This window comes from Klebsiella sp. 28 (assembly GCF_018223905.1).
GTDB classification, from domain to species: domain Bacteria; phylum Pseudomonadota; class Gammaproteobacteria; order Enterobacterales; family Enterobacteriaceae; genus Klebsiella; species Klebsiella pneumoniae.
Map to the genome: position 1 here is coordinate 1 of NZ_JAGRQY010000106.1, position 2,878 is coordinate 2,878.

The window sequence follows — 2,878 nt, forward strand, 5'->3', positions numbered from 1 at the left end:
TATTTTATTGAATTTAAGAAAGTTAATGGGAAAACAGTTCTATATAACTTTACCTCTTTGTTTGATTCTCTTCCCGACGGAACTTTAGCTTGCAAAGCTGCCAATAAATTTATGCTGCAAAAATAGCTTGTGAGTATTGATGTAAGCATCTCGCCCTAAATTAAGGGTGTTGTTGATTAATCATTATTCAGCGCTCTTGCTGCTTTTTAGGTTGTGTTGCATATTATTTTGTAACCAATAAACTCTATTTTTACTAAAAATCCAATCTTTTCTACAAAGTGGGAAGGTAATTCTGGTAAGCATTTACTGGTGATGAAAAAGGAAATCAACCAGAATAATACTGCAGAGTATTTATCTGTAAAACAGGTGACAAAGGGTAAGGATGATTGCATTTCAAATGATTATATTATTGACTGTGAAATGGATATTAATCTGAATGGGGGGTAAAAGAATCAGTTGAAATAAACAGTAGCTTTACCAATGACGAAGGCACTGTTTTATTTGCTTATTAATTGGATGTATTGGTGGGATAGACCCAGTTACTGTCAACTATTTCGCGTATAAAATGGATTGAAATATGCCCTACGAGGGGAAGAGAATATCATAGTTGAAAACGGTAGGTGTGGTGGAGAAAACCCTCCGATTCCTGATTATAATTAAAAAAGACAAGTCTCTGTTAAATTACATGCTGAAAAAAATGGAAGGCCACTTCAACGACAAAAGTAAACTAGCACGTTGATTTCTGTTTTTTACCAAAAAGGATGGTCGTATGTTTAAGTGTGAGTTTGCTAATGAAAGAAATATAATGTGGTGAGTTTTTGTTTCGCCTGCATATCAAGCTAATTTAGCCATCCTGTAATATGAGGAAATTAATGCCATATACACTTAAACATTTGCCAGAACGCTACCCCAGACCTAAGCCTCTGAAATTTTCTCGTTGGCTTGTTGCTCTGGTTGTCATGCTTTCAGTCAGTATTATCATAATGCGTATATTTGGGCGTTATGTTGAAAATCTGTACTTCTGGAGATTAGCTTTAGGTTTTCCTGTTGCTTTGTGGAGTGTCTTGCTTTCTTCTCGTCTGCTTGTTTGGTCTTTACAGGATAGCAAAGCAAACGCTTTTGACAAACAGCGAGAACAGTGGATTCTTCGAGAAACCCGTAAGGCACGGCGTGCATTACAAGTGCTGAGTGCAACATTTATTACCGGCCACTCATCAGTTGCTCAGAAAGATACCGCTATTGCTATGCAAAACAACGACAGCATTATTGTTTCACAGGTCGGCCGGGATGGTAATGAAAGCGCCAGAATGAGCCAAATTTCTTCCAGCCCGCAGGATTCTATGGAATTCGTGATAATGAATATTTTTTCGCAGATGATTGCAGACATTCCTTTTACACAAATCCCTGATAAATGCCCACTAGTAGTAGTTTTTGATGTAACAACATCGCTGCCTTTGGAGAACATTCGCCATTACTGGGATGAGGCATGGCAAAAGAACAATATCACTTTTCCTGTTGAACACGTTGAAGGGCGTGGTCTTAGTGTAATTGACCGCTGGTTAAATGAACGTATTAAAGATAAAGCAATGTTATTGATCGTTGGCCTCCAGATTGATCCGGTTGTTACAAACAATACTGCTGAAGCGGCTGTTGCTCTACTTCTTGGCAACCGCCTAACGCAAGAGGCGCTTGACCCCCTCGCATTACTACACCGGCCAGATGCTGCTCCCTCAGGTGAACTTAGCGAAGGGATGAGGATGGCCGCCTGGAACGTCCCGCTAAAAGAAAGTATGGTGAAAAATTTATGGCTCGCTGGAATGACAGGTGAGCAACGTGCAGAAGCGATTGGATGTCAGAATGCACATCCTGCGCAGTGCGTAAAAGATGAGGCTGTCATTTCACTCGATATATCCATGGGGAATGCTGGAGCCGCTGCACCCTGGCTGGCTATTGCTGCCGCCACTGAAATCGCCCGACAAACACATTCCCCGCAGATGATTATCTGCGGGGATACCACTCAGAAAGTGCTATGGAGCACGCTTATTACCCCGATAGCTTCAAGACAGGAGATGGATCTGTGAAGTTACTTTTAGCACCGAAAACTACGGAAGGTCGCTATCTTTCAGTCGTATTCATTCTCTTTTTACTCTTGGCTGCAATGACATTTATCGTCTGGAAACATCCTGACATGGCCGGACTTGAGGGCGATAGTCAGCAGCAGAATTACTGGCTTATTGGTGGGTGCTGCATTACCGGATGTATCTTTATCATGTTAGTTATGCTCCTGTGGACAGCTCGCAGTGCCGGTAAAAAGGAGTTTGAGGCGCTCCTGGATGTCACTCGTGGTGATGACAATAAGAGAAAAGATGAGAGTGAAAACATCTCTGTTTCTCCAGCAGTGGTGATGTGTGCCAGGATTCGTGACCATCTGCGAACCCGAATTGGAATTCACTGGCGGCGCAAAGTCCGCCTGCTTTTAGTCACCGGCGACGAGGCGGCAATCGAACAACTGGTGCCTGGCCTGCGTCAGCAGCACTGGCTTGAAGGCAACCGCACCGTGCTGATTTACGGCGGCAGCCTTGCATCGGAGCCTGACCGAGAAAAATACATCGCGCTGCGCAAGCTGCGCCGTGGCCGTCCTCTGGACGGAATTGTGCGGGTGATGCCGTCGTCTCTCACCCTGACGCCGCAGATAAGCGAGAGCGACCTGCACGGGCTGGAAAAAATCAGCGAACTGCTGGGCTATGCCGCCCCGGTCTGGTTGTGGAAACTATGCGATAGTGAGTGGCCGCAGGCTGACCGCGCGGTGCAGGCGGTAGGGGTTAGCTTCCCGTTGCGCGCTACCGAGGACGATGTCGCCCGTCAGCTTGCGCAGATG

At 44.9% G+C, this 2,878-nt stretch carries 1 protein-coding gene and 1 pseudogene; both read left to right on the plus strand.

Annotation, left to right across the window (positions count from 1 at the left end; genetic code table 11):
- Positions 1 to 872 precede the first annotated feature (872 nt).
- The gene (locus KHQ28_RS18500; RefSeq protein ID WP_020324630.1) at positions 873 to 2,081 is read left to right on the plus strand and encodes a hypothetical protein; all 1,209 of its coding nucleotides are present in this window, start codon (positions 873 to 875) and stop codon (positions 2,079 to 2,081) included.
- Positions 2,078 to 2,878, plus strand: a pseudogene (locus KHQ28_RS18505) (type VI secretion protein VasK); the annotation flags it as partial. The gene KHQ28_RS18500 and the pseudogene KHQ28_RS18505, both read left to right, overlap by 4 nt.